This window comes from Ulvibacterium sp. (genome assembly GCF_965228935.1).
In the GTDB taxonomy this organism is placed as follows: domain Bacteria; phylum Bacteroidota; class Bacteroidia; order Flavobacteriales; family Flavobacteriaceae; genus Ulvibacterium.
Window position 1 is genome coordinate 3,396,043 of record NZ_OZ245846.1, and the last position, 26,951, is coordinate 3,422,993.

Below are 26,951 nucleotides of genomic sequence, written 5' to 3' on the forward strand. Positions count from 1 at the left end.
TTACAAATTATGCTCATTAAAAGGTTAAAGACGCGGAAGCCACATGCCCGTGGTCGCGGCAAAAATTCCAAGCCCCATAAAAATAGTCATCACAAATAGGCCCGTCGCCATGGTCAGCTTTCCGAATGTACCAGTACCGTCTTTAGCGAAAAAATAGAGTTCCAGGATCAAAAGAGGAATCGCGTATTGTCCTATTCCCAAAAAAGTGATGAACGGACCGCGAAAAGTCTCGGGATCAAACCCCCAAGGCCCTCCATTAAGAAAAAGGGATAGCATAAGGCCTATCCTAAAAAACCAGACCCCATTGACCACTAAAAATAAACGAAGAACCCATCGCTCATGCGCCTTAAATTTTCTGGCCATTGCCATTCGCCATGCCAATAAGGCAAAGAGTATAATCAGGATGCCATTGAAACTAACGCTGATATCTCCTGTGATTCCTGTAATGGTACCTTTGGTCAAAACCATATAGACACCACTAAAACTGGCTATAAACGCGGTAACCAGATACAATTTTCCATTCCAACGATGAAATGCCGGGAAGCGGTTTCTAATTTGAGGGACAAACTGAAGTGGTCCTCCCAGCATAATGACAACGGCAAAAATAAGATGTAGGGCAACTGCCGTATTGCCTATCATATCCCCCTCAATATAACCGTGTGGCAATACCCGGTTCCATTTCATAAAATCCCCGCTTATAGCGGCACCTCCGTAAAAAGCAGCAACATAAAAGGCAAAGATCCACTGGCCCAGGACTGCGGTAATGAACCAAATAGTGGCGGCCGAACTTAGTGTCCTATCGGGGAACATAGTTTTTCTTTGGGAAATCGGGACGGAATGATGTTTAGAATTCATGACTGTACATTTTTGAACCTGCCCAGGGCAGGAAGATTATTGATTGATGATGAAATTTGTATTTATGCGGGTCGAGCGGCCGTTTCCGTTGCATTGAAACCTTTTATCAGAAGCCAGAGCAACAAAACGATCATATGCAGCCCGTTTTGTAGAAAGAAGTAAAAACTGACGCTGATATCAAAAATGTTCAGCCAACATGCCATAAATGCCAAAGAAATGGCAATGAGTCCCCAACCCGATAGGAATCTCGGGACAAGTTGGGTCCTGAACAAAAAGTAGTAGAATATCCAGGCTGCGGATGCATAGAGCATAATGGCCATAAAATGTGCCCAGAAGTATTCCTCGATCTTTAGAAGCCCCAAAGTGTTAAGATAATCTACGTTGGCCGCTCCGGTTTTTACAAACTCCTGACTCAAGGATAACAGGGACAAATGACTGATATTGCTAAACAGGATAACCGCCAAATACGCGATCCAGATACCCAAAAAGCTTAAGGCCAAACCTTTTTTATAATGCTTTATGATAGGAAAAAGTATCACGGCTGCCACAAGCCATAAGGCGCTTGCAGCGATATCCAACAGGACCGCTAGTCGCATCTGTATGGATTTTTGGAAAACTTCATTTAAAAATTCCGGGGAAGCCGCCATGGAAGTGGACAGCCCTCTAAGATTTACGGAGGGAATTCCGAGTACGACAATGAGTAAAAGTAATAACCCGATTAGCCTACCTGTTTTTTGATTTGTTTTCATAACTGTTCGTTTTTTGATTGATGATTGATGATTGATGATTGATGATTGATGATTGATGATTGATGATTGATGATTGATGATTGATGATTGATGATTGATGATATTTTGGTTAAATTGGCTTAAGTCATTTTTTAGGATTATTTTGAGAACTTGATTTTTTTGCTATCTCCCGTTAAATTTACTTCAGAATCGGAGGAAAACGAACATTGTACCGATTCATAGTTTAATTCCAGATCACCTTCGCTCTCGCCCCTAAAAACCAGCTTCAAGTCCCCTCCTGAGACCATTCCCAAGGTAGTAAAGGATGACCCCGAACTTACCCTCAAAGAATCGAGTTGGGCATTTGAAACAAACACTTTTACCGAATCCTTTCCCCGCATTTTCTTGGCCTTTTCAATAATCAACGTTTCCTCAATAATCTCGGTTCGTACAAAGGACATCAGGTTCTCACGAGCCTCAATGGTTATTGTCGTTTTGGGGGTTTGTTCAAACTCGACCTTAATACCATCGCTTACCGCAATTGCCTTGAATTCCGATACCTCTCTGGTACTTTTGACGAAGTTCCCGTAATCTCGTTGTACTTCCCCTTTTACATAACCTTTCATTCTCACCTGAAGTGCGGTCATAAAAACGAAGATGGCTCCCAATGCACCCAACAAGATGAGATTACTTCTTTTCATGGTCGGTTTTGTTTCTATATGCATCATAGGTGTTCTTTACTTCCTCAAATTCTACGTCCAGCATTTTCATTTTTTTAAAGACATCGGGCAAAATCACCTCCATAAACTCACCTTTTTTTATGGCCATTACCTTTTGATATCCATCCTCCGAAACAAAATATCCGATACCTCTTTTGTTATGGATTACCCCCAACTCCTGCAGGTGGTTAAATGCCCGGATAGCCGTGTTGGGATTCACTTCCACCATCATGGCAAGCTCCCGTACAGAAGGAATCCGTTCATTTTCCAGCCACTTTTTCATTAAGATGTTTTCATAAAAAAAATCCACGATTTGCAAATAAATGGGCTTGCCGTTGTCAAAATCCATGGTTACACCTCCTTTTCAACCAATTTAAAGTAAGCCGCCCATAACATCAACGGGCCGAAGATGAGGGTAAAAAACCAAGTGCCTACTCCGGAAAAGTCCTTGCTTGCCTTATCAAAGGCTTGGTCTGCTATTAAATCTCCCGGGTATACCCCAACCCCGTGGTTGAGTATCGAAAAAAGGAGGAGCCCATAAAAAAGCATTCCTATAAAAACTAATACGAGCGTCAAAAGGGTCTTTCCAATCCCATTTTTTGAAAAAGCCATAGCGCCGCAAAGAAAAACGGGTTGTATGATAAAGTATCCTTTGATCAATTTTACGTAACCCTCTGAAAATAAGGACACCCAATGAAAGCCCGAACCGAAAATGACTCCTCCCGCAACAATGGCCAGTTGTCCCACCAAAAGTGCCATAACCGTAAAAACAAGGGTGTGTATTAAAGTTGTCGTCAACCAAACGGCTGTAAGCCGTTCCAATGGGGCAATAGGCAAAGCGAAATACAAATGGCTGGATTTTACATTATGACTTTCCCTAAGAATGGCAAAACTGAAAAACACCCCCAAAACAACAAAACAGAGGCCAAATAGGCCCATAAATTCATCGGCCGATAGGTAATCGTCCCCTCGGGTCATTAAAAACAAACCGATAAAAAGAATACCGCTGGCGACCGCCAAAGCTGTAAAACCCGTAGTTTTTAAGAGGGTTATATCCTTGCGTATCGCGTAGCCTATTCTTTTGATATTAAACTCCATGGTATGTCTGTTTTAAGACCGATTGGATGCCTTTGGGATTATTGAGGGCGGCATTGAATAACAACTCAAGATCTACCTCGGTTTCCTCTTGATCTAAGCGTTTCATTACGGCCTTGCTCCCAAAGGAGTTTTCGGTATAGAGGATGGCTTCCTTAGCCATTTTGGAAGCGCGTCCGAACCAAAGGTTTTCCGATACTTCGGAAAGGGAATGGTCAAAAACTACCTTGCAATTGTCCAAGATTACGACATGATTGATCAAGCTATGCAGGTCCCGAACCTGATGGGTAGAGATAATAATGCTTCTACCCTGATCTACCGCGGCAGCCATTATTTTTCTGAATTGGCTTTTGGAAGGGATGTCGAGACCGTTGGTGGGTTCGTCCAAAAGCAGCAGTTTGGTCTGTGTGGCCATACCAAAGGCAATAAGTACTTTTTTCTTCTGGCCGAACGAGAGCCTTGCGATTTTTTCATGGGGATGGAGTTTAAACTCCTCCAAAAGCTCATAAAACTGATGCTTTGAAAACGCTGGATAAAAAGGAGAGTAGATTTTCTCATAGACCCCAATGGTCAAGTTGGGCAATTCAAAATCCTCAGGGACCAAAAACAGATTTTGTAGGCTGCTGAAGGATCTTTTGGACATGTGTTGGCCCAGAATCTTGCACTGACCTGATTTGGGAAACAACAGCCCCGTCATGATTTTCATCAACGTACTTTTACCTTCGCCGTTTTTTCCGAACAGCCCATAAATATTACCCTCGGTAAAAGTCAACGAAACGTCTTCCAAAACCGTTTTGGATTTTGGATAGTGGTAAAACAGGTTTTCCAACTGTAACATATCCTAGTGTATTAGATAACTAGTACACTACAAATATAGACAAAAAAATTAAACCAAAAAATAGTACCTCTTTTTGACGGATCAATAGGAGTGAAGGAGTTCCTGTCCCAATTCCAAGACGCTGGTCACCAAGGTGTCGAAGTCCTCGTCGGTAGAACGGTGATTGGCAATGGCTACCCGGATGCAATAGCTATTTTCAAGGGTAGTGTATCCGGGTAAGGCGACGGCTCTTTCCTCCAATTGCAGTTTTATTTCCTTGTTGATTGCATTTAGAACCTCTAGGGTCATTCCTCCGGGGTTGTATCGGAAGCAGACAATATCCAATCCAATAGGTGCCAAGAGTTCCAAATTTTCATGCGAATCTATAAGCGTACCCAAATATTGGGCCTGTTTCACATTCCGGGTAATCATTCGCCCAAAGCGTTCCGTACCATGTTCCTTAAGGGACATCCATACTTTTAACGCCCTAAATCGCCGGGATAATTGTAGGCCGTATTCACTGAACCAGTTATCTCCTGAAGCGATTCCCCGGGTATTCTTGGCCAGGTACTCGGGAATTAAGGAAAAGGTATCCTTGTGCATCTTTTGATTTTTTACCAGAACACAGCCCGATTCAAAAGGCATATGCAACCATTTGTGCAGATCCAATGCCACGGAATGTGCCCGTTCTATTCCTGCTAGTTGAGGTTTTATTTGTGGGGATAACATGGCAATAGCACCGATGGCCCCATCTACATGAAACCAAAGATTTTCGGCCTCACAAATATCCGCAAGACGGTTTAGATCATCAATGGCTCCGGTATTTACAGTACCCGGGGTACCAATAATACAAAAGGGCTTTAAACCGATTTCCCGATCCTTTCTTATTTGCGACACTAATGCATTCAGATTAATGGTGTAATCTGTATTGACCGGTATTTTTTGAAGGCTGTTCGCTCCCAGTCCCAAGAGTTCCAAGGCTTTCTGGTTACAGCTATGGATTTCGGTAGAGGCGTATACCCTCAATTTTCCTGAATCCTGGGGTCGTAGACCTTCTTTCCGGATATCGTAGCCGCATTTCGCATTACGGGCAATGGCCAATCCCGTAAAATTGGCCATAGAACCGCCACTAACCAAAAGTCCGCTGGCCGTTTTGGGAAACCCCATAATTTCCTTCAACCAATTGATGACCTGCTCCTCTACCTTATGGGCGGCGTGATTTCCGCCTCCCAAGTTCGGGTTCATTACAGAGGCCCAAAAATCGCCCATAATCCCGGAAATGGTACCATTACCCATATACCAGGCCCAGAATCTTGGATGAAGGTTCCCCATGTTGTAGGGCAGCACATGTTGTACAAAATCCGCGTAAACCGCTTTTGCGTCATTGGGTTGTCTGGGTACCTGGCTGGTAAAACTTTCCAAGGTCTCGGGTGGCATATCCTGCCAAATCTTTCGCTCCTTGACTTTGGAGATATACTCAAAGGCATCGTCTACCATTTGATGCATTAAGGCCCTTGATTCTTCCCAATCCTTTGGATCCAGGGTTTCGAAGGATTCTTCGGAAGTCTTTTTGCTCATGGATATCTATCTTTGTTTTGAGGTATTTTTCCAGGGTAAAGATACTCCATTCGTTATTTCAATTAAACCAAACCGCATATCGTTTTCGTCGTAATTCCAAAGCTAATTGTCTTTCCATTTTTAGGGCTTCTGCCTGACTATCCATAGGTTTGATGTGATTGTAGAGGCTAGGGCGGAGGTAGCTCCCGTATTTCTGGACGATGTTGGAGGAAAGTCTATACCCTTTTTTATTGATATATCCCGTTTTATGTTGTGCAAAACGCTCCTTGGGAGTCTTACTGGTCATGCCCACATAGAGGCATTCCAATACTCCATTGAATTGCGGATTGGCCTCTCGAAACCTCCTGTTTTCCGTGAAGACCCTTTTGGATAGCTCTACTACATAGATGCGATATTGGGTTTTGGGCATATTTGGTGCTTTGTAGTTTTTGCTTTTTTAAGGGGTAATGATAACGTTGCCCGTTTTCCCTCCGGTAAGGACATATTCATAAGCTTGGGAGATTTCCTGTAAAAGATATTCCCGATCTATGACCGGACTGAACTTTTTTGTTTTCAAAAGGCCTATGATGAAGGGTATGGTTTCCTGTGTGGGGTAGGGTATAGGGAAAATGACTTTCTTCTTTCCAAAAATCGGGGTTAGCAATGCAAAAAACACATTTTGGGAATAAGGTCCCAGTTCCGAGGAAATGTAAACACCTCCACGTTTCAATAGGGGCTTACATTTCCCAAAGGTACTTTTGCCTACGGCATCAAATACAAAGTTGTATTTTTCAGTATCCCTGGTGAAATCTTCTTGGGTATAATCATAAATTTTATCGGCACCCAAGGATTTCACCAGTTCAATATTCTTTGTGTTGCAAGTAGCGGTTATATGTACGTCGTATTGCCGAACAAACTGTACAAGGGCCGAGCCTATGGCCCCTGTAGCTCCATTGATCAGAATTCTATGGCCCGATTGGATATTCACCTTATGCACAAACGTATAGGCATAATGTGCCCCTTCCAAGCTGGCGGCTGCCGGTTTGTAGCCTATGGCATCCGGTATGGGGAATAGACTGCCGTTTTCGGCCAAGGTCAGATATTCGGCCTGAGATTCTAAGCCTGTATCATCAAATCCAAAGACCCTATCACCCACATGAAAGGATTTTATGCTTTTGCCAATCGCTACGATTTCTCCGGCAAAGTCGGTTCCCAAGATGATTTTTTTCGGTCTAAAAAATCCGAGAACGAAACGCATAATAAAAGGTTTTGCCCTAAGATTGGCACAATCGGTCCGATTGACCGTGGTGGCCTTTACACGAACCAAAACTTTGCCATCCTGGGGGATCGGTTTTTCCAAATGCTCAATGACAATGCTTTTGGGTGGACCGTAGTTACGACGGACTGCGGCTTTCATTTTTAACTACCTTGGACATGTGACAACTTAAATATTTGATACAATCTACTCAAATATATAGACTATCTAACAAAACTTAAGACAATGGCTTAGTTTATAGGATCTTGATTAAGCAAAGGGTCACAAGAAAATTGTGTTCCAAACATTGTATAATTGGGATGTACTTAAATGTAGTGATAAAATCTTCTGGTTTTTGATTGTGCCGGGGAGGTCTTTATTTCAATAGTTGACTATTAATCTCAAAATAGAGCAGATTCAAGACTTTTTTGAATACAAATTCAATCTCCACAAATTCTCTTAAGATTAACTTTGGCAATTTGTATTCAGAAGAGAGTATGGGACTCGGGTATTGAAATACAACCAAGTAGCGGCTCCGGTAAATTTAAATCCTTCTTCGATTACCTGGACATATTCATAACTCAGTGGAACTCTGGATTGAATCAAGTCCGTAAAAATAGATAGTGCTAGAAAAGCTCCCGCCAATAAAAAAGCAAAACCTTCTAGTCTTATAATCGTTTTATAATGACGAATAAAAAGGGTGACCGCAAAAATTGCATAGGCCAAATAGCAAATCTTTTGATTTACATAACGATCATGAATCATAAAAAAATCATCGATTGCAAGCAATATGGACAACATGCCCGTTAGGAAGAAAAGCTCCCTGAAGTTCTTCCTAACAACTTTGCGCGGAGCAAAAACGAAAAAAAAACAAATAGCCGCTGAACTAATCCATAACCAAATTCCAATATTCGACATAAAACCAAGAAAACTGGATGTTCCACTTTGTTGTGCGGGATCTCGTAATATTTCCATAATTCCGAACCCTACCGAATTTAGTCCGATTAAGGATATGATGTAGAATATCAACGCAGGGACTACCCCAAAAAAAATGCTCCCCAATAGTTTTTTGGTAACGAATACTTGATTGAAAACTTCTTTTATATTCCTTATTACATCCATGAACTTTATATTTTAACGATTATTTGATTTTAAGGCCATTTCCGCAATAAAAAGTCATTGCATGATGATTTATCATTTTGCGTTCTAATCCCTACAGAGCCCAATTATCCAAGCAGAAATAGTTTCAAAGTTTGGCAAATTCATTTTCGTAATAATCCTATGGAAGTAGCAAAGTAATCATACTCTGATTTATGAATCTGCCCTTTTTCGGTAAGTTTCATAATTTTGACGTTATACGCTAAGCTTGAATACGAACAAATTATGGAGATTTATGCTCCTTGCCTTTATTTCACCAAGCCATTAAAACCTTACGTATGAGCGATAGAACTGTAATATCACCCAAACAAACGGTGATTTTTTATATGGTTTTCACGATTATTTCAGGTTTTCAATGACCTGAATTGATTTTTTGGCAAAACGCTTTCCCATTTTTATATAGCCCTCTTCGGACATATGGAGATCGTTCTTGATTTTCTCTCCTTTCCTGTTGTACCCATCATTGAGGTCGTCCGTATCTATCCATCCAAAACGGGAATCGGATTCCGCAACCTTTACCTGAATATCTCGTATGAGGGTCCAATGCGGATACTTTTCGTTCTGCATATCAAAATCGCTCAACCGTCCAATGATGAAGTTGAGGTCGTTCCGTTCTAGGTCTGCAGAGAGCTGATCGTATAGTCCGACCAAGCTTTTTTCGTAGACGTCCCCCAATTCTTCCCGGGCATCCCGCTCCCCCTGCATCCAGATAAACGTGGCAGTCGTGATGTTCTCTTTCTGGATGGATGTATGGATTTTGATCCAAAGGGAATCGTACAAATCTGGTTGAGCCTTGGGCCCATTGCCCTGTAAAGGTTTCCAATCCTTGTACCATCGTCGGATAGGTTGACCGCCATGTGCATCCTTTACAATAATCACCTTGTCCCTTCCAAAATGGGCCTCCAGGGCAGGGGTAAAGGACTCCTCGGGAAGTAGCCCCACCATATTGGACTGTCCGGAAAGGATAAAGAGATGTTTGCCTGGGTTCGAGTTACAGGAGATGAGGAAAATTGTTACCAAACAAACGATTAGCGTATATCGTGATTTCATTGAGTTCATGGTCCGTGACTGGCATCGTGGCCTCTGTCAAACGATTTTTAATTTGATTGAAAATACGAAAAAACGGGCAAGTCATGCCCCATAAATTATTGGAAACTTTGTTAGCTAACGTTTTTTAATTAACCGTAGAGTTTCGGTGCTATCCGAATAAGAAAATGCATTTGAATCCGAAAAGTCTTTCGTATATCTTCTTTCAATAATAAGTGAGCTGTCTGTCACGTCTAATAATTTCCAATCCTTTTGGTATCCGACAAAATCTGTATAAAGATTCCCTTTCATTGTGATAAACGATAAAGAGTTGTCCATTTGTATTTGAGTTGAATCAATACCCATGCAGTAACTCGTTATACTATTTTTGGAAATTTTATAATATGGTGGCCAAATACTATCATGTTCCCTTATTCTTGCAGGAGGAGGAGCGATATTGGATTTTTCAATTCCAACCCACCTTTCTTCTGTCCATTTTCCAAGAATTTTATCCAATTTCCATTTTGGTTTTTTTTCCTCCAACCTTAGTCTAACGTCCCTTTCACCAATATTATATCCGATTAGCGTTGAGTCATTTTCTCGATGAAGTGCAATTATCATATGACTCAATACAAGAGTGTTGGAACCTTCAAAATTTACTAACCTCCAAGGTTTGTTATACTCTTTTAACTCTAGAAGATTGCAAGTCGAGTCCATAAACTGGACAGTTAAAGTACCTTTATTGTTTTCTGGGATGAGTACAAAGGTTCTGTTTTCAAGGCTAATTTTTTTGACAACCTTTTCTTTTTCCAAATTGTTGCATGAGGCAAGTAGAAATAGTAAAAATAGAAAAAGGTTTTTCATTGACATACGCTAGCGAACCGGTTGTATCCGCCTCAATTTACGCTTTTATCCCGTTGCATAAACGGCCGTCTCGACACTGGGTGTTCCTTTATTGGTTTTTGTCAATCCTTCCAGGTATTGTCGTCTTCCGGTAACATTTTCCACATTGTGGCGAATCGTATAAAAACTATCCGGTGTATCATGTATTACGTGAAGTATGGGAGGGGCATCTGAGTGATTCGTCCAATTTATGGCCCGTTCACCCTTGATGTATTGATTTGCGACCATTATTGGGTATTTTAAATAATCTATGGGAAAGCTACAATCAATTTTGGTCTTATTCCTTAAGGTCGATGAAAATATCGAAGCACTGTACAGGGACGATGAGTTCTACGAGCAGGTCTTGTGGTGGTGCGTTGTATTGATAGTTATATGTGTGATCTTTGCAAGGGCGATTTACGTGAATTGGAGGAAAAGATAGAGGATGCCTTCTTAGTACTTTTCATAGGTACCATTGTTGTGCCGAGTTTTTTGTTTTCTTTTTCAATTCTATTGTATTTTTTCAAGATTTTTAACGCTTACATGGTTTGAATGCTGGCCAACACCAATTTTGCCCTTTCACCAATGTCATGCCAAGTATACCGCCTTCCATCTTTTTAACAACTCTTCCATGTCCGAATCATTCGATGCTATTGATTATAATCTCGTGATGAATCTTTATTGTTTTCCTTACCCTCGTCATATAGCTCTTAACATCAAAGGACGTAAGGGTAACATCTTTTGATTTTTTTCCAAACTTTTGGGCCATTGCCTGTGGGCTTGGATGTGTGGGATGCCCGGAATTATTGGTTCCGGCCGAAACAAAATCCAAATCAAATTCTCGCAACATCGCACATAAATGGTACGCACTTTCCTTTAGATAAGGTTGATGTAAAGCGTCAATATCATTTCCCCAAGCCAGCCAAACTCTGTCAAATCCGAATTGGCTTTTGCTCGCAATGGATCGGATTAGGTTTAAGTTCTGCCAAAACAATTTCTTGTCCGGTTCTCTTTCCAAAAAGGATACTTTCTTGGTGCGTCTGGGATAGAGATTTACCAATACCCAGCCGTCATAACCATTGTTCAGCGCAATTTTTTCTACATTCCGGGAAGTCGGGTCAAGTTTTGACCTATCAGCGGTGTTTGGATTGATACCCACGCAAAGTAAATTCCGTTTCCCCGGTTTTCCGATTACAAATCGTTTTTCGCCGTCTTTTTTAGGGAGGCAAATAATTCCGCGATTTGATTTCATTAACTTTTAAGTTCTAATTCAGCATGATTTTCTTGAATAATGTGCAGTGATCTTTTAGACGAGTAATAAAATACATTTCCAATTAACCATGTTTGCGTGACGGAAATATCCATCAGTACTAAAGATAATTGATTGCAGGAAATTTACTTGTTGAATTTCCGCACGTAATTAATTATACACGCGTTTTGTGCGTAGGTTTTGTTCTTCCAGCTTTTTACAAATGAATTATTTATAAAGGTATCGAAGCGCCAATACCTAATCTTGCCCCAGTCCAACCAGTTCTTACTGGACTACCTGAATTATCTTCAATAAAAAAGTCACGGTCTTCTTTTAAGAATTGCTTTCCGCCAAAGACCACATCAAACCCTACACTTGCCCTCAACCTGATTATGGAAATAGGATATTCATAAATCACACCAATACCTGCTCCCAGGTCAAATGATGAAGTTGATATCGTTTCTGTTTCTCCGCTACCATTAATCTCATTAAAACTTACAATGTCCAAAGTGCTGTAAGAGGCAAAACCCTTTGCGCCCAACATTAATTCACCAGTATTTTTATCTCCTAAAAGAGCAAACTCATAAATACCACCTAAAGTATAGCCAGTTAAGGGTTGGGTTAATCTTATCGTACTTGAAAAGTCTGAATATGAAATTTTACCGCCCGTATTAGTATAACTTCCGAAAATTGAAGTATTTATTGAATTGATTTTATAACCTATGGTAAACCCATAATTGGATGGAAAATTATCATTTATCTGAACATCTACCTCGGTGACATCATTTACAAATTCTTCTTGAAAGTTCTTTAAAGATCCGTGGAAAAAAGTGTTGTAGTTGAACTCAAAAAACAGCTTTCCACTTTGAGCATTTGTTGGATGCACAAAAAAAAGTATCATAGACCCTAGTATAAAAACGAATCTCATATGTCTAGTTAAAATAAGTATCTAAGAAAAGACCTTGGTTAGAAATAAGCTTACGGTTCAATGGATAATAATGGAGCCCGGTATTGTTTTCAAAACACTCCATAGATTTTTCTACTTGCCCATTTAAATTGACCAAATGGGCCATGTCAATCTGATAACCGTCATAATCCCTTTCAAACATAGTTAGCTTTTCGTTTACGGCATCATATTTTATTTTATATATGTTGGTTATTTCAGAAACGTTTATTGAAGTATTTTGCCCGTAACTATATATTACAGGATTGCCATAAACATTACTGTATACGCATAATTGCTTTTCTGGGATAAAAATGACCTCATGAGCCGAAACGTTATTTGTGGTTTCTAATGTTTCTATTGCTTCATAAGATTGATTATTAAGCAGATATATTGTTCCTTGATTAAAAATCGCCGAACCATCTTCAGCTATAAAAAAACTATAATCCACTACGTCTTGGTATACCAATTCATCAGTCTCGGTGTTGTAGATTGAAACATCGCTGCCATTGGTCCTTTCAATAATTAAGAATCTATTCCTCAAACGGGTAAAAATAAAATTTGAAGGGGGCACGTAATCTGTTGATTCAAAAGTTTCTTTGATGGTCAGTGAAGAAGGGTCAACAATGAATGAAGAGTCAAATAAATCTAAAATAAGATCATTGGTAACGGGATCAACTATTAAATCAACATAACTATCGTAAATCGTAAAGAGGTTTCTTGAATTTAACACTTCTAGATTTTCGGGGTCAAGCTCATATAACAAGACATCCCTTGGTGCATTAAAAGAGCTTGAGCCATCTAAAACTACCGTGAAAATTGAGTTTCTTTCTTTGCCGAATACGTAAGTTCTACCCCAGGGCACATCAAAAGTCTTACCGAAATGTATTCGTTCAGATACATGGTGTAGGCCATAACCACTGTTATTTCTTTGTAAGTCAAGCGAATGGTATTCCTGCTGCCCAAAAGTAGGTGCATCGTTGACTACATATTCGCCCCCTCTATTGCTAAGTGTAACAAAATTGTTATTTGGGCGCACATTATAATTGTAATTCTCAAAATTGTTGTAGAGCGGATGTTCTTCCCAAATAAACGTATAGCTCGAACCATCTATAATTTCTCCATACATTTTTGGTTTCTCTAGGGTCAAATTAATTCGCTCACCCTCCGTTTCACCATATCTATTTTTTAAGGTTATGCTAAAATCCATGGCTAAATCTGTGCTAATGGTATCATTGAACTGCAGGCTATTTATGATATCTTGGTCGAGCTCAATTTTTCTCCGGGCCGGGTAATCATCTGGAGGATATACATTTAGATAGGCTTCTTGAAAAATATTGTCTTCAACTGAATTCCAATTAAGGAAAATGGAACCGTCAATTACCTCTACCCCTAAGATTGTTATTGGCTTGGGGCTAGATTTGTCGACAATTATCGTGTAGCGTAAAACACCTTCATAACGTTCAATTTCATTCAGGTCGGCCAGACTTCCTGAACCCGAAGAATATTGAAATTTTATTACAACTTCATGTTCCCCTTCTGATAACGCATCAGGACTAATTTCAAAAGAGTCACTAGTATTTGTACTTCCTAAAATTCCCCGATCGTCTATTGCCACATTTACATCATATAGTCTATGCTTGTTGTTTCCGTTAAAAACATAGCTTGCCATTATAGGTTGAGAAACAATCATATTGTTTTCTAATAAGGAGACAGTCATTATCGCACTGGATTCAGGCTGTTCCAAATCGACAAAATAATCTTCCGAAAATTCAAATGAACATGAAAGAAATAGGCTAAAAAAAAGAAACTGCATTAGGCGATTAGTCCATCTTTTTTGGATCACCTTCATAGCTATTGATTTTGGGTTGTAGACAAGAATACTAAGAATACACTTCATTATAAAATCGAAACGGGATTTTTCGATTTATGGTCTATTTGATTGGACAAATAAGTATTTCTTGGTTGTAACTTTCTTAAAATTCTGATTAGTTCTTCAAACTTACTTAGAACGGTTTGTATATGAAAGGTAGCGGGTTCAAACACTAACTTTTCGGGTTATAACAGACCTTTAATTTGTTCGTTTTCTCTCGATTAAGCGGTATATCGCTATTTTTTATATACGTTGTTATCGGCTTTTTTCTTGCTTTTTAATAAGATAGAAAGCTTAAAATTAACTTTCTCCAATTATGTCAAGATAATATGGATTGGTGTTTATAACTAAGCCTTCTATTGGGGTGGCGGCAGTAGAAGGTATTATATCTTCAGACATTAGATTAATAAATTTTTCAAAAGTGTAAGCGGATTTAATATATCTAGCGCAATATAATGTATCTCTGAAATCCATTTTCCCAGAATCATTTAGTCTTTCCTTTTTAATCAATTTGTAAAAATCTGGGCGAAGGGCATTTAATATTCTTTGTTTACTACAAAAGCCCCTGCCTCTGACTTTTCGACCTAGTATTTCAATTCCCTCAGGATCACTAAAAACATCATAGAGTCTAAATGAAATTATTGTTATATATCTTGCAATTGTCCTAGAGATTTGATTATTGCTATATGGTAAATATCTCATTCCTGAATAGATCGAATTCACCATTTCAGCTACCGTAAATTCAGTAAACTCATCTTTCTTTTTTGAAATCCCACCTTCTCCGTCAACATAAAGTTGCATTCTGTCCTCTGACTGAATATTCCATTTTATGTGACTTCTTGTAAATTCATCTCTTCCAGAAATGACTTTTTTCAACTGTTTAAAAATATAATTTCCTAAATCATCTTTATTGTTAAAATCAGGAAGTGATATCTCTACTTCAACAAAAGATGTACTACTAAAATACCTTTCATTTGGTTCTTTAGCCCAAGTTTCAGCAAATTCTGATAACCATGATTCATGCATATCAGGAATTTTATTTTGAGAAAAAAAACTTGATATTTCCTTCTTAGTGCTATCTTCTCTTCCAATATGGATTTTGTGGACAAAGATTTTTTGCATATTCTTATCGCGTTCTGGGTAGCCTTCAATCAAAAAATATTGATCTAGTAGAACTTCTAAATGACTCTTGGACGATGGATAAATTTTTTCTTTATCAAGAATTTCTAAGCTTGGGTTTTGTGGAAAATAAATGTGTAAAAAACAAGAAAACATTTCAAGATATGATGGGTCAACATGGCACCTTAAAAACGCACCCTCTTGAGCTTGCAATCGCCATAGGTTCTTTACATCTATTTCTATAATATCAGTCAATATGTGACCTTCTTTTTCGTATCGTCTTTGATTCATGTCATTCCATGAATTGAGAAATCTTATTTTATTTACACATATAATAGTTCCGGTATCACCCTGTATGCCACCATCTGTCGCAAAGAATCCAGCAATTTTTGGAGAATAGGAAAAGTCCAAAAAAGGTGTTTTTAAACCATAATGTTGAGCGACTGCTATAATTGAATTTTCATTATCGTGCAGTGAATTCAGATCTGGTGTTTGGTGAACCCATTCTGCGAATTTTTTCAATCTTTGATTGACTTCCTTTATATCTACTCCATCTCGATGAGCAGATGGTTGAATTGGAAAAGTATGCCTTTGTCCTCTAAATAAATCGTATTCTCCAGATTCTTTTAGCTCTTCAGCAAGTTTTAAAGCAGACCGAAAATCATTGGCATAATGTTCAGGATAATTATATTTCACTGTATTAGTTGAAGTTTAATTGCCGATAACGGTTAGGCTATGATTTCGGTCTGGAAAATACGGTAGTATTTTCAGGCTGTAAAATCGAGCCGATTAAAAGTAAGAAATTTCCATTGGTTTGGGAGGGAAGTCTGAATTATAGGTATTGTTATCTTCTGTAGCGACACGTGTGAGTAGGCACGTTCTAATTTCGTTTTCATTTTTATTCGGCTTGAGTAAAGTCTCGCAACAGTTGCGTCCGAGTGAAGTCCTTTGCGGCCCACTTTTTCTAGAAGTCGAACAGTTCTTTTAGTTTAATGTTCAGGGCTTCGGCAATGGTGTAAAGAGTATAGGTATTGGCGGAAACTTTATGGTTTTCTATCAGTTCAATATGTTGTTTGTCCCTTTCGCATAGTCTGGCCAACTCGGCTTGGGAGATATTTCTATCCTTTCTAAGCTGTTTGATTCGGTCTCCAATTTTAATCGATAACTCTTTCTTTGTTAACATTGCATCTTACTTACAAAACAAAATTGACGAGATAAAACGGGACATTAGTCATATTATATTATGACTATTTGAAATAAAGCAATACATTAGTATCATAATATATTATGACCATGAACGATGAGTATTTTTTTGAACTGATCAAGGATAGTTATGGTAGCTCAAGAGGTTTGGCGGACTTCTTGGATAAGGGAATTGAAATGCTTTTTTACCTAGAGGAAGATACTTTCGGGCAAAAAGAAGTTCAGGATGTGGTTTCTGCCATTAGAGTGGTTATAGACGTTTTAAGGCAACGAGAATGCTCGTCAGAGTAAGAAGTCCGTACGTGCAACAGTTGCGTTAAGATTGGCAATTCCGTCATTCAACGGTTTACTGTTTAATCATTTTTGGAATAAACTCATCTTCTTGCCCGAATTGGTACTCGATATTCTTTTCTCTCAGGAAACTTAGTACTTCGATTAATTGGGACTTATTCACTTGACTTTCCAAAGTCACATAAACCCAATCTTTCTCCTCAGTTTTACCTTCTCGACTTGGAAGATTGGCAATAATTTCATTTTTGCAGGATTCGACAGTATGAAATTTCAAATCCTTCATCATTAGTCCGTCTTCGGAAAATAGAATGAAGTTGTTTATCATTCGTTCGACTTTTAAATTTGGTTTAAGGGAATCATTTTGGAAAGATTTAACCCATTTTTCGAATTTTTTCTTAAAGATTTGAATTTCGGAGTTAGAAGTTTCCTCCACCTTATCTGCTTGAATATCAAAACTATTATCATTTTGTCCTGCCATAAAAAAGGATGTCTGAAAAAGAAGTATTAAGATTAATAAGGTTCTGTTCATATTTTTTTGAGCTATTGAAGATAACAATTGTATAAGCGTACCTAGGTACGTTTATTTCTTTTTTAACGTTACCCCTCCCATTCCGTATGAAAGATACCTTCCCGATCCAACCGCTCATAGGTATGTGAGCCAAAATAATCGCGTTGCGCCTGGATGAGGTTTAAGGGTAGCCGGGTAGCCGTATAGGCATCAAAATAAGTCAGCGAATTGGAAAGTCCCGGAACGGGAATCCCATTTTTGGCGGCATAGGCCACCAATTCACGAGCCGCTCTCACGGTACTTTGTACCTTTTTCACAAAGGTAGGGGAGAGCAACAGGTTGGGTATTTCGGCATCCGCTTTAAAGGCTTGGGTAATATCTGCCAAAAGCCCGGCGCGGATAATACAGCCGGCCCGCCAGATTTTGGCAATAGTAGCGATATCCAGATCATACCCATATTCCCGGGAGGCATCCGCCAATTGGTGTAACCCCTGGGCATAGGTAACGATAAAAGAAAAATAAAGGGCTTCCTCAGCCATCCGTTCCAAGCCTGCTTTATCCATTTTCTGGACTGTGGGCCGGTCATACAGGACATCCGCCTGTATGCGTTCATCCTTTAGGGCCGAGATTTCCCGCATACTTACCGCAATATCGATGGAAGGTACAGGAATGCCCAGATCCATGGCATTTTGGGAGGTCCATTTGCCGGTTCCTTTTTGTTTGGCCTTGTCCAGAATTTGATCTACGAGTCGCCCGTCGCCCAAATCATCCTCCTTTTCAAAAATCTCGGAAGTAATCTCTACCAAAAAGGACTGTAGGCGACCTGAGTTCCATTGGGCAAAGGTTTTGTGCAATTCGTCATTATTGAAATCACCCCCTTTTTTGAGCACGTCATAGATTTCGGAAGTCAATTGCATTAGGCCATACTCGATACCGTTGTGCACCATTTTTACATAATTTCCGGCCGACTTTGGCCCCAAATAGGCCACGCAAGGTTCTCCTTCATATTTGGCCGCCACCGCCTCGAAAATAGGTTGTACGGGAGCGTAGCCTTTCTTTGAACCTCCGGGCATTATGCTAGGCCCCAATCGCGCGCCCTTGGCTCCTCCGGAAACCCCGGCACCAAAAAAATGAATGCCTTTTTCCTGTAGATAGGACTCCCGGCGGTCGGTATCCGTAAAAAAGGAATTCCCTCCGTCGATTAAAATATCGCCCTTATCCAAATAGGGGAGCACCCCTTCGATAACGGCATCCACGATTTTCCCGGCAGGGACGAGCAACATGATTTTTCGGGGTGTTGCCAATCCTTCTACAAAGGTCTTCACATCCGAGGTGGCATTCACCTTGGCCAAATCACCGCCCTCCTTTTTTAGGGCATTTACCTTTTCCTCATCCAAATCGTTCCCAAAGGCGGTAAACCCATTATCGGCCACATTTAAAATAAAATTACGACCCATAACGCCAAGGCCTATCAATCCAAAATCGTATTTCTTATCCATGTAAATCTATATAGTTGTTGGTGTTTTATAAAGAAAATCCACCCGAAAATCGGATGTACTCAAAAATAAATGAAATTATCCGGTTTTGTTCGTATTCTCCTTGGAAACTCCCTTGGGATAGTTATATTTAAACGGACAACGGGAAGTAGGGAGGAATAACGCCCAATTGTAAACCAAAGGTTAGCATTTCGTAGGGTATACGACTATAGCTATTGGATTATTAGGATGGCATGTTTATCGATTCCAAAGTCGGGGATATGTTGGATACAACACATAATTAAATGAAGGTTTAAGTCATGAACAGAACAGAAAATCAGATGCTCGTCATTTTTGGTGCCTCGGGAGACCTGACCGCCCGGAAGTTGGTACCGGCGCTTTTTAATCTTGCTAAGGGTGGGCATCTGCCCAAAAATTTTGTGGTACTTGGCGTAAGCCGTAGTAACCTTTCTGATGAGGAATTTCGCAAAAAAGTGGTGACCGAGAGCAAATATTTATCGGACAGAATAGGGGAGCAAGGAACGGATTTTGCAAATGCTTTTGCCAGCAAGCTTTTTTATGAGGATTTGGGTAGCAATTATGATACGGACTATGGCGCTCTGGCCAAACGGATAGCGGACTTGAACGTAGCGTTCAAAACCGATGGCAACTATATCTTTTACCTTTCAACACCGCCCAGCCTGTATGAGATAGTGTCCAAGAACCTGGCGGAACAGGGCCTTAACGATGACTCCCGTGGCTGGAAACGGTTAATTGTGGAAAAACCTTTCGGTTATGACTTAAGGAGTGCCCGGGATTTGAACAAAGGACTTCAGAAATACTTTAAGGAACCCCAGATATACCGTATTGACCACTATTTAGGGAAGGAAACCGTACAGAATTTGTTGGTGACTCGCTTTGCCAATAGCATTTTTGAGCCGTTGTGGAACCGGAATTATATCCATCATGTGGAAATTACCAATGCAGAAAGCGTGGGCGTGGAGAAAAGGGGAGGATATTATGACAAATCCGGTGCGTTGCGCGATATGTTCCAGAACCATTTATTACAGATCGTTTCCCTAGTCATTATGGAGCCGCCCATTGGCCCCGATGCTGAGGAAATCAGAAACGAGAAGGTAAAGGCCCTGAAGTCCCTCCGTATTATGAAGGACGAGGAGACGCTCTATAAGAATACCATTCGCGCGCAATATGTAGCTTCTGAAGTGGACGGTGAGAAGGTAAAGGGCTATCGGGAAGAGGAAGGGGTGGATCCGGAATCTACCACGGAGACCTATGCGGCCATTAAATTCTTTGTGGATAATTGGCGCTGGGCCGATGTACCTTTTTACGTACGTACGGCCAAACGTATGCCTACCAAGGTCACCGAGGTCGTCATCCATTTTAAAACGCCCCATCATCAGATTTTTAAGGATTCCGGGGTATTTAACAAGGACAACAAATTGATTATTCGCATTCAGCCGGATGAAGGGATGTTGATAAAATTTGGGGTAAAGGTTCCGGGACAGGGCTTTAAGGTGGAACGGGCCAATTTGGATTTTTACTACTCCAATTTGGTGGAGAACCATGTAATGGAAGCGTATGAACGCTTGCTCTTGGACGCTATGCAAGGGGATGCAACCTTATATGCGCGTGCCGATGAGGTAGAGGCCGCCTGGGAATTCGTAGACCCCATTTTGGAATATTGGAAAAATGGCAAGGAGGTACGTACCTATGGGTATTCCGCCGGGGTATGGGGACCGACCAATGCGGACGAGCTTATTGATGGCGTTGGGATGTGGCGCAATCCAAGTGAAAATTTGGCCGATGATCCAGGGTTCTGTGTAATTTGTTAGATGTTAGATGTTAGATGTTAGATGTTAGAGGTGAGTTGTCGGTTGTCAGTCGTTAGATGTTGGTTGATGGTTAGCGGGAAGGGGTAATAAATGTTTAAAAAGTTTGTATGAAAACGAATGTTTATCGGGATAAGAACGAAGTCGCACAAGAGTTTTCGAAGTTCTTTGCGGATTTGGTACGAGGAAAGAATATCTTTCACGTTGCCCTTTCTGGAGGGAGTACTCCTAAAATAGTCTTTGATGTATTGGCGTCGGATTTTGCGGACGGAATCGATTGGTCCAAGATTCATTTTTACTGGGGGGATGAACGCTGTGTTCCACCAACGGATGATCAGAGCAACTACAAAATGACTATGGAACATCTCTTTTCAAAGATTGAGGTGCCCGAGGAAAATATCCATCGGATTTTGGGCGAGGGCGAACCACTTCGGGAGGCTTACCGCTATGCCAATCTTTTGGAAATCAATTTGGATAGGGTTAATGGCGTCCCACAATTTGATTTGGTCATTTTGGGTATGGGCGATGATGGCCATACGGCTTCCATATTCCCACATGAAATAAGCCTTTGGGATGCCGCGGAACACTGTGTAGTGGCAACACATCCCCCCGATAGCCATCGAGGTGGGCAAAAGCGGATTACAATTACGGGCCAGGTCATAAACACGGCTAAGGAAGTTGCTTTTTTGGTCACTGGGGATAGTAAGGTGGAAAAGGTACGGGAAGTTATTCAAAAGGAGGGAGATTACAAAAAGTATCCGGCAAGTTTGGTATCCCCGACTTCTGGGAACTTAAAGTGGTTTTTGGATCAGGCCGCTGCCCAAGGAATTACCCCAGATCAATCTTAACGTTTTCATCCTGCAATAGCCCAAGGTGTTCTTCTGGAACAAAGGTAGCTTCGTCAAATCGGGTATCCCGCTCAAAAGCCTCTTCCTTACGTATTTTGCTCCGGGCAAAGCGCCGTATACCTTGTTCTCCCTCAAGGATTAGTCCCGGCACGGGTACGCTTTTACCGTTCCCATCCTTGGCCACCATAGTAAAATAGGAGGAATTGCAATGCTTTCGCTTCCCCGTGGTTATGTTCTCGGATTCTACCCGTACGCCTACCACCATTGAGGTCCGCCCTGTATAATTAATGGAAGCCTTTAAGGTGACCAGTTCCCCTACTTCTATGGGACTTAAGAAATCCACTCGGTTTACCGAAGCTGTAACACAATATCTTTGGGAGTGTTTGGAGGCACAGGCAAAGGCAATTTGGTCCATAAGGTTCAAGATATGACCGCCGTGTATTTTTCCCCCGAAATTAGAGTGGGAGGGGAGCATCAATTCTGTAATAGAAACCCTTGATTCGCGGGCGGTTTTAAATGATTCCATGTTAAAAATTTAAAATTCAAGCGCAAATTCAAGTTCGCATCACCTAAATCTATTCAGTTTCTAAAATGGGGGGATTGCTCTTCTTGGACTTCGGTAATGAAGTATTTAGTGTCGCCCAACCAAAAAAAGGTGGCAAAGCGCTCTATATAAGTTACTTTAACATACCTGCCTTGGTAGTCCTTTAATTGTTGGATGACCTCCTTTTCCTTGTCCAAAACGGAAAAGGAAAAAATCTGTGCTCCGGATATCCCCTGGCTTATCTCTCCCTCCCAAGTTTTGACCAATACGCCCTTATTGCTGAATTTGATAAGTTCGCCCGAGCGATAGCCTTGACTGTAGGGAACAAAATAAATAAAGGCATAGATGAGCAAAAACAGTACTACTATGGCTCCCAGGGTAATAAACAATGCTTTTTTCATGGAATAGGTTTCGGGAAGATATCGTTTACAATTTTAACTTCGGTTCTTCAAAATCGTCTTCTTGGGCGCGTTTCAGTATCGGTTCGGGAATAGACTTTTTGGCCTTGGCCCCCATTTTCTTTAGTCGTTCTATACTGGTGATGATATTGCCCCGGCCCTCTACCAGCTTGTTCATAGCCCCTTTGTACTCCGTTTTGGCATCGTCCATTTTTTTGCCCACTTTGGTCAAATCGGATACAAAGCCTTCAAACTTGTCATATAGGGCCCCAGCCTGTCTAGCAATTTCTATGGCATTCCGTTGTTGCTTTTCATTGTTCCACATGCTGTCTATAGTCCGTAAGGTGGCCAATAAGGTGGAAGGTGTAACAATAACTATGTTTTGCTCGAACGCCTTGTTATACAAAGAGTTATCCTGGTTTATTGCAATGGCGAATGCAGGTTCAATTGGTACGAACATCAACACAAAGTCGGGGCTTTCCATTTCATAGAGATCCTCGTATTTCTTGGCCGATAATTGGTCTACATGTTTTCTGAGGGAATTGATGTGGTCCTTAAGAAATTTTTCCCGTAGTTCATCTTCCGCATTGATATATCTTTCATAATCGGTCAGGGATACCTTGGAGTCCACGACCATCTTTTTTCCATCGGGAAGATGAATGATGACATCGGGCAATACACGGGTCCCATCGTCCAAAGTAAAACTTTGTTGGACCGAATATTCCCTGTCCTTTTCCAGGCCCGATTTCTCCAATACCCTTTCCAGGACCAATTCGCCCCAATTTCCCTGCATTTTGCTATCGCCTTTCAAAGCTTTGGTCAAGTTCTCAGCCTCTTGGGTAATCTTCAGGTTTTGGTTTTGGAGGTTCAACAGTTGCTCTTTTAAGGCGGAATGTATACTGATATTCTCCTTTTGGCTTTCCTCTACCTTTTTCTCGAAAAGCTGAATTTTTTCCTGTAAGGGGTTAAGGATGGTCTTGATATTTTTTTGATTCTGTTCCGTAAATTTTAGACTTTTTTCATCCAAGATCTTGTTGGCCAGATTTTCAAATTCTTTAGTAAACTTGTCCTGTAATTTTTCTACTTCTTCCTTTTGTTCCGAGTTTTTTGCTTGAAGGTTTTCCAAATCGGCCTGATACCGCACAATTTGGTTTCCCAAAGCTTCTTTTTCGGATTGCAGTTGTGTCCGCAGTTCTTCGGCATTGTTCAATCTGTCTTCAAGAACCGCAACATTGTTCCGTAACTGCTGCTCACGCTCTTCCAGTGCACTTTGGTTGGATTTTGTTTTTAAGTTTTGGATATAATGGCCCAATACAAAACCAAGTCCTGAACACACCAGCCCGACCACAAGATATATTACGGATTCACTCATTCTTGTTACTAATTCTTAAAAGTAAAGATACAGGTTTGAGCGTTAAAACCTGAATATTGCGGAAGCTACTTTTCTATACGGAACGAACCGGATCCCGCATCAAAAGTTACCGTATCCGTCGGGAATAATTTCTCGAATGCCTTTTGCTCAATAAGCTCACAAGGATCTCCAAAATAGTTTTCCCCTTTTCCCAGAATCAGTATTTTATCACATAATTGGATAGCCATTTCAATTTCATGACTTGTAAATAAAACTGTAGTTCGGGTTTTATGGGCAATGGACTTTAGCAATTTTAAGATCTGTACCTTATGATAGAGATCTAAATGGGAAGTGGGTTCGTCCAATAGCATCAAAGTAGTTTCCTGGGCCAAGGCACGCGCGATCAAGGCCCTTTGCAATTGGCCATCACTAAGTTCGTAGCACTTTTTATGTTGAAGTTCGGTCAACTCCAGCACCTCCAACGCTTCCAAAATCTTGGACTTGTCCTTTTGCGTCAATTTTCCGATCCAATTGGTGTAGGGTTGTCTGCCCAAGGCTACCAACTCCAACACCGATAAATTTTTTGAGGCAATAGATTCGGTAAGTACAATGCTTACCGTGGAGGCCAGTTCCAAAGTCTTATAGGTATTCAAGGGTTTTCCCTTCATAAGGATTTCACCGGATAGTTTGGGTTGTACTTTCCCTATGGTCCGTAGCAACGTGGATTTTCCAATACCATTTACACCAATGATCGCACATAACTCCCCTGAGTTTAAGCCAAAGTCTATATTCCTGGCGATGAGGATATCCTCCCTTTTGCTCGGGTAACCTACGGATAGGTTTTTGATTTCCAGGGCGCTATGTAGAGTTGCAGATTTAATAGTCTATGATTTGTGCTGTAAAGGTAAAAAGTTAAATAGGGAAAGTTCAAAGGTCTATGTTTTCGTCAAGATATTTGTTCATATATCGTTTTTAAAAAATCATTTTCCGTTTTCTTACCAACAACCAGATTACCACCGGTGCCCCCAAAATACTGGTAATGGCATTAATGGGTAGGACACTGGCCGAGTTGGGTACTTGGGCTACCGTATCGCATAACAACATCAGGATGCCCCCGTACACCAGAACCGCAGGTAGGAGAACTTTATGATCGGTGGTATTAAAGATTTGTCTGGTCAAATGAGGGACGGCCAGGCCTACAAAGGCAATAGGCCCTGCAAATGCCGTTACCCCTCCGGCCAGTAATCCGGCGGAAATGATTATAACATATCGAGATCGCTTCATGTTGATACCTAGGCTTTGAGCGTACTTTTCACCGAGCAACAGGGCATTCAAGGATTTAATGGAGGCTATGCCCAATGTGATTCCTATCAAAATTATTCCCAACAAAAGCAATAATTGCCCCCAGGACAGGTTTCCAACGCTCCCAAAGGACCAATAAATGTACTGCTGTAGTTTTTCGGCATCGGAAAAATAGGACAGTACGCTTACAATGGCAGCCGTAATGCTACCGAACATCAACCCTATGATCAATAGGGCCAAGGTGTCCTTCACGCGTACCGCAACGACCATGACGATCAACAATACCAAGAAACTTCCCAAACTGGCGGCTATGGCCAAGGAAACATCGTTTACAAATCCAAAAGTTACCAATCCTGGGAAAAGGGAAATTCCCATAATCAACAGGGCCGCTCCCAAACTTGCCCCTGAACTAATACCTAGTACGAAAGGGCCTGCCAAGGGATTTCTAAAAAGCGTCTGCATCAATAATCCACTCAAGGAAAGTCCGCTACCTACCAAAAGTGCGGTAAAGGCCTTGGGAACCCTATAGTTCCATATAATATAGTTCCACGAATCATTTTGAACAGGCTCACCCAAAAGTGAATTTATCGTTGCGGAAAACGGAATGGATACGGAGCCCAAACTTATGTTAAGCCCAAAACAAAGAATCAATGCCAGGGTCAATATCAAGAATGAAATGTAATATGAATTGTTCCGTTTCAACTACTCTAAGGGCTTAAAAAAGAAAAGTTTGTGGTCGGGTAGCAGTTCTGGGTGAAATATATGGATAAGGTCCTTTAAGACCAAATCAGGCCGTTGAGGGGCCAGTTCATAATATATGAGCCCTCCGGTATCTCCCTGCGTAATCGTGTTGGAATAGATGCTGCGGTTTTCATAAGCGGCGAACTGAAGGTAATGTCGGTTGGCTTCTTTCAATTCATCATAGGAGGTAATCCTAGAAGGATTCAACCAAAATTCAGCATTTTGCGCCTTACTCAATACACTTTCCATACTTAAGGAAAGACTGCCGGTATCTTCTGTATCCGCCCAAAGGTAGTTGGTCTGGGCATCTTCCAAAAAACGGGCCATCCAACTATTACCGCCCGCTACGTACCAAACATCCTTATAAAGGCCGCCCGTTAGGACCGTGGGTCTAACACTTGCTTTTTGGGCTAGGATTTTCGCGCTTTTATACGATTTTTCAATTTCCTTGAAAACACTGTCTGCTTTTGCTTCCTTTCCAAAAAATGGAGCAAAGAACTTGATCCATTCCGCTTTTCCAAGTGGAGTTTCTTCGGTCCAGTCACCGTTGTATACCACAGGTATATTAGACCGCTGTAGCGTTTCATAAGCCTTGTTTTGATTGCTAATGCCAAACCCTACCACAACGTCCGGATTCAAGGCAAGGGTCATCTCCGTGTTTATTTCCTCATTATTACCAAGTTCCTTGACCTTACCTTCATCAATTTGCTTCCTTGCCGTTTTGGAAGATATATAATCCGTAGTGGGGAACCCTACCAATTTATCCATAACCCCCAGAGCTTCCAAGGCCGGGATATGGGTGGTAGATGTCACAATAATCCGCTCTACCGGTGTGGTTACAATGGCATCGTATGCATCCCTATTCAAGGTGGTATACGCCAAAATATCCTTGGGTATCAGGGCATAGGTATAGGCTATTTCCGAATTGGGCCAAGGCGAGGTTATCTGTATCGTAGTGATTCCTGAATCATTTTTCTCGATCGAAAAACCTTTGGCATGGGCTATCTTAATTTGTTCAAAAGGAGAGGCTGGCCGGGGTACTTCTTTCTTTTCTGGTTTACAGGCGAATACCAAGATTACAAGTACACCAAGTGTTATTTTTCTCAAAAGAAACCATTTTTTGTTCACCTCAAAAGTAGTATTATTTAATTTTTCGCTTGAAAG

Annotated in this window: 29 protein-coding genes; 3 read left to right on the forward strand and 26 right to left on the reverse strand. The window is 40.9% G+C overall.

Annotation, left to right across the window (positions count from 1 at the left end):
- Positions 1-24 precede the first annotated feature (24 nt).
- The 18 genes from ACO06Y_RS14295 to ACO06Y_RS14380 all read right to left on the reverse strand — a co-directional run bounded on the left by ACO06Y_RS14295 (position 25) and on the right by ACO06Y_RS14380 (position 16,459).
- Positions 25-855 carry a DUF2306 domain-containing protein gene (locus tag ACO06Y_RS14295; protein ID WP_422079664.1) on the reverse strand — a complete coding sequence of 277 codons (831 nt, stop codon included), beginning with the start codon at positions 853-855 and terminating at the stop codon, positions 25-27.
- A 62-nt stretch (positions 856-917) separates the two neighbouring features.
- Complete coding sequence (locus tag ACO06Y_RS14300; RefSeq protein WP_422079665.1) at positions 918-1,604, reverse strand: DUF4386 domain-containing protein; 687 nt, start codon at positions 1,602-1,604, stop codon at positions 918-920.
- A 137-nt stretch (positions 1,605-1,741) separates the two neighbouring features.
- Positions 1,742-2,284, reverse strand: coding sequence for a GIN domain-containing protein (locus ACO06Y_RS14305; RefSeq protein WP_422079666.1), 543 nt, complete (start codon positions 2,282-2,284; stop codon positions 1,742-1,744).
- Positions 2,271-2,651 (reverse strand): GntR family transcriptional regulator, encoded by a 381-nt coding sequence (locus ACO06Y_RS14310; RefSeq protein ID WP_422079667.1) that lies wholly within the window; start codon positions 2,649-2,651, stop codon positions 2,271-2,273. The genes ACO06Y_RS14305 and ACO06Y_RS14310 overlap by 14 nt, the downstream gene beginning before the upstream one ends.
- 2 nt (positions 2,652-2,653) lie before the next feature.
- Positions 2,654-3,400 carry a hypothetical protein gene (locus ACO06Y_RS14315; protein ID WP_422079668.1) on the reverse strand — a complete coding sequence of 249 codons (747 nt, stop codon included), beginning with the start codon at positions 3,398-3,400 and terminating at the stop codon, positions 2,654-2,656.
- Positions 3,390-4,235, reverse strand: coding sequence for an ATP-binding cassette domain-containing protein (locus ACO06Y_RS14320; RefSeq protein ID WP_422079669.1), 846 nt, complete (start codon positions 4,233-4,235; stop codon positions 3,390-3,392). Before ACO06Y_RS14320 ends, ACO06Y_RS14315 begins: the two co-directional genes overlap by 11 nt.
- A gap of 81 nt (positions 4,236-4,316) precedes the next feature.
- The gene (locus ACO06Y_RS14325) at positions 4,317-5,792 is read right to left on the reverse strand and encodes a pyridoxal phosphate-dependent decarboxylase family protein (protein WP_422079670.1); all 1,476 of its coding nucleotides are present in this window, start codon (positions 5,790-5,792) and stop codon (positions 4,317-4,319) included.
- 58 nt (positions 5,793-5,850) lie between these two features.
- Positions 5,851-6,201 (reverse strand): ribose-5-phosphate isomerase, encoded by a 351-nt coding sequence (locus tag ACO06Y_RS14330; protein WP_422079671.1) that lies wholly within the window; start codon positions 6,199-6,201, stop codon positions 5,851-5,853.
- A gap of 27 nt (positions 6,202-6,228) precedes the next feature.
- Positions 6,229-7,188 (reverse strand): NAD(P)-dependent alcohol dehydrogenase, encoded by a 960-nt coding sequence (locus ACO06Y_RS14335; protein ID WP_422079672.1) that lies wholly within the window; start codon positions 7,186-7,188, stop codon positions 6,229-6,231.
- Between the two features lie 303 nt (positions 7,189-7,491).
- The gene (locus tag ACO06Y_RS14340) at positions 7,492-8,148 is read right to left on the reverse strand and encodes a hypothetical protein (RefSeq protein ID WP_422079673.1); all 657 of its coding nucleotides are present in this window, start codon (positions 8,146-8,148) and stop codon (positions 7,492-7,494) included.
- A 375-nt stretch (positions 8,149-8,523) separates the two neighbouring features.
- Positions 8,524-9,234 carry a sialate O-acetylesterase gene (locus tag ACO06Y_RS14345; RefSeq protein WP_422079674.1) on the reverse strand — a complete coding sequence of 237 codons (711 nt, stop codon included), beginning with the start codon at positions 9,232-9,234 and terminating at the stop codon, positions 8,524-8,526.
- Positions 9,235-9,348: 114 nt separating this feature from the next.
- Complete coding sequence (locus ACO06Y_RS14350) at positions 9,349-10,074, reverse strand: hypothetical protein (protein ID WP_422079675.1); 726 nt, start codon at positions 10,072-10,074, stop codon at positions 9,349-9,351.
- Positions 10,075-10,119: 45 nt separating this feature from the next.
- Complete coding sequence (locus tag ACO06Y_RS14355; RefSeq protein ID WP_422079676.1) at positions 10,120-10,341, reverse strand: hypothetical protein; 222 nt, start codon at positions 10,339-10,341, stop codon at positions 10,120-10,122.
- A gap of 391 nt (positions 10,342-10,732) precedes the next feature.
- On the reverse strand, positions 10,733-11,344 hold the full coding sequence (locus tag ACO06Y_RS14360) for a DUF1643 domain-containing protein (protein ID WP_422079677.1): 612 nt from the start codon (positions 11,342-11,344) through the stop codon (positions 10,733-10,735).
- A 229-nt stretch (positions 11,345-11,573) separates the two neighbouring features.
- A complete protein-coding gene (locus tag ACO06Y_RS14365) occupies positions 11,574-12,242 on the reverse strand; it encodes a hypothetical protein (RefSeq protein WP_422079678.1) in 669 nt (222 codons plus the stop codon).
- Positions 12,243-12,273: 31 nt separating this feature from the next.
- Complete coding sequence (locus ACO06Y_RS14370) at positions 12,274-14,136, reverse strand: hypothetical protein (RefSeq protein ID WP_422079679.1); 1,863 nt, start codon at positions 14,134-14,136, stop codon at positions 12,274-12,276.
- 321 nt (positions 14,137-14,457) lie between these two features.
- Positions 14,458-15,972: an FRG domain-containing protein gene (locus ACO06Y_RS14375; protein ID WP_422079680.1), complete on the reverse strand. Its 1,515-nt coding sequence runs from the start codon at positions 15,970-15,972 to the stop codon at positions 14,458-14,460.
- 268 nt (positions 15,973-16,240) lie between these two features.
- Positions 16,241-16,459, reverse strand: a complete 219-nt coding sequence (locus ACO06Y_RS14380) for a helix-turn-helix domain-containing protein (protein ID WP_422079681.1) — start codon at positions 16,457-16,459, stop codon at positions 16,241-16,243.
- A 110-nt stretch (positions 16,460-16,569) separates the two neighbouring features.
- Here ACO06Y_RS14380 and ACO06Y_RS14385 point away from each other — a divergent pair, with 110 nt between their 5' ends.
- Positions 16,570-16,770 carry a hypothetical protein gene (locus tag ACO06Y_RS14385; RefSeq protein ID WP_422079682.1) on the forward strand — a complete coding sequence of 67 codons (201 nt, stop codon included), beginning with the start codon at positions 16,570-16,572 and terminating at the stop codon, positions 16,768-16,770.
- A gap of 55 nt (positions 16,771-16,825) precedes the next feature.
- Here the strand turns inward: ACO06Y_RS14385 and ACO06Y_RS14390 are convergent, their stop codons facing one another.
- Both ACO06Y_RS14390 and gndA read right to left on the reverse strand, forming a co-directional pair.
- On the reverse strand, positions 16,826-17,248 hold the full coding sequence (locus ACO06Y_RS14390) for a hypothetical protein (protein WP_422079683.1): 423 nt from the start codon (positions 17,246-17,248) through the stop codon (positions 16,826-16,828).
- A gap of 119 nt (positions 17,249-17,367) precedes the next feature.
- The gene (gene gndA / locus ACO06Y_RS14395; RefSeq protein ID WP_422079684.1) at positions 17,368-18,777 is read right to left on the reverse strand and encodes an NADP-dependent phosphogluconate dehydrogenase; all 1,410 of its coding nucleotides are present in this window, start codon (positions 18,775-18,777) and stop codon (positions 17,368-17,370) included.
- Positions 18,778-19,073: 296 nt separating this feature from the next.
- Between gndA and zwf the strand changes: the two genes are divergently transcribed.
- Together zwf and pgl are read left to right on the forward strand one after the other, a co-directional pair.
- Entirely contained in the window at positions 19,074-20,606 is a 1,533-nt protein-coding gene (zwf, locus tag ACO06Y_RS14400; RefSeq protein ID WP_422079685.1) for a glucose-6-phosphate dehydrogenase, read from the forward strand.
- Positions 20,607-20,713: 107 nt separating this feature from the next.
- Positions 20,714-21,451, forward strand: a complete 738-nt coding sequence (gene pgl / locus ACO06Y_RS14405) for a 6-phosphogluconolactonase (protein WP_422079686.1) — start codon at positions 20,714-20,716, stop codon at positions 21,449-21,451.
- Here pgl and ACO06Y_RS14410 read toward each other — a convergent pair.
- From ACO06Y_RS14410 to ACO06Y_RS14435, 6 genes are all read right to left on the reverse strand, one after another.
- The gene (locus ACO06Y_RS14410; protein WP_422079687.1) at positions 21,432-21,977 is read right to left on the reverse strand and encodes an acyl-CoA thioesterase; all 546 of its coding nucleotides are present in this window, start codon (positions 21,975-21,977) and stop codon (positions 21,432-21,434) included. The two genes, pgl and ACO06Y_RS14410, sit on opposite strands and share 20 nt — an antisense overlap.
- Positions 21,978-22,030: 53 nt before the next feature.
- Positions 22,031-22,396: a 6-phosphogluconate dehydrogenase gene (locus tag ACO06Y_RS14415; RefSeq protein ID WP_422079688.1), complete on the reverse strand. Its 366-nt coding sequence runs from the start codon at positions 22,394-22,396 to the stop codon at positions 22,031-22,033.
- Between the two features lie 25 nt (positions 22,397-22,421).
- Entirely contained in the window at positions 22,422-23,765 is a 1,344-nt protein-coding gene (gene rmuC, locus ACO06Y_RS14420; protein WP_422079689.1) for a DNA recombination protein RmuC, read from the reverse strand.
- A gap of 65 nt (positions 23,766-23,830) precedes the next feature.
- A complete protein-coding gene (locus ACO06Y_RS14425; RefSeq protein ID WP_422084181.1) occupies positions 23,831-24,625 on the reverse strand; it encodes an ABC transporter ATP-binding protein in 795 nt (264 codons plus the stop codon).
- 91 nt (positions 24,626-24,716) lie between these two features.
- Positions 24,717-25,748 carry a FecCD family ABC transporter permease gene (locus tag ACO06Y_RS14430; protein ID WP_422079690.1) on the reverse strand — a complete coding sequence of 344 codons (1,032 nt, stop codon included), beginning with the start codon at positions 25,746-25,748 and terminating at the stop codon, positions 24,717-24,719.
- Positions 25,749-26,894, reverse strand: coding sequence for an ABC transporter substrate-binding protein (locus ACO06Y_RS14435; protein ID WP_422079691.1), 1,146 nt, complete (start codon positions 26,892-26,894; stop codon positions 25,749-25,751).
- Positions 26,895-26,951 lie beyond the last annotated feature (57 nt).